General features: G+C 76.6%; 1 pseudogene. It reads left to right on the top strand.

Features of this window, described 5'->3' with window-relative positions:
* Positions 1-12: 12 nt before the first annotated feature.
* Positions 13-359: pseudogene (locus PUR61_RS31095) on the top strand (hypothetical protein); the annotation flags it as partial.

The following is a 359-nucleotide window of genomic DNA, read 5'->3' as shown; positions in this document are numbered from 1 at the left end:
GTCGAGGCGGGCATGCCGACCGCGAGGTTCTGCCGCCTGATCGGCGTGCCCGAGCGGACCTGGCGCCGTCACCGGGCCCGCGCCCGCCGCGGCGCACAGGCCAAGGGGCCGTGGCCGCGTCCGGCCCGGGAAGGGGTTCGTGACGCGGCCCGCCGCCACGAGCTGGGCTGGCACGTGGCCCCGACCGCGAACCAGCACGACGCCATCGCCGCCATCGAGCTCGCCCTCGCCGAAGCCGAACGGCTCGCCGGAGCCCAGCTGGTCGACCTGGCCCGGCGCGCGACCGACGGCACCGTGCAGCCGCTGGTCACGATCGTCACCGACAACGGCGGACCGTTCCGCTCGTTCCGCTTCGAGGC

The organism is Streptomyces sp. BE20 (genome assembly GCF_036322525.1).
Taxonomy (GTDB): domain Bacteria; phylum Actinomycetota; class Actinomycetes; order Streptomycetales; family Streptomycetaceae; genus Kitasatospora.
Note: the sequence above shows the minus strand (reverse complement) of the source record. Positions and strands in the feature narration are given on the sequence as shown.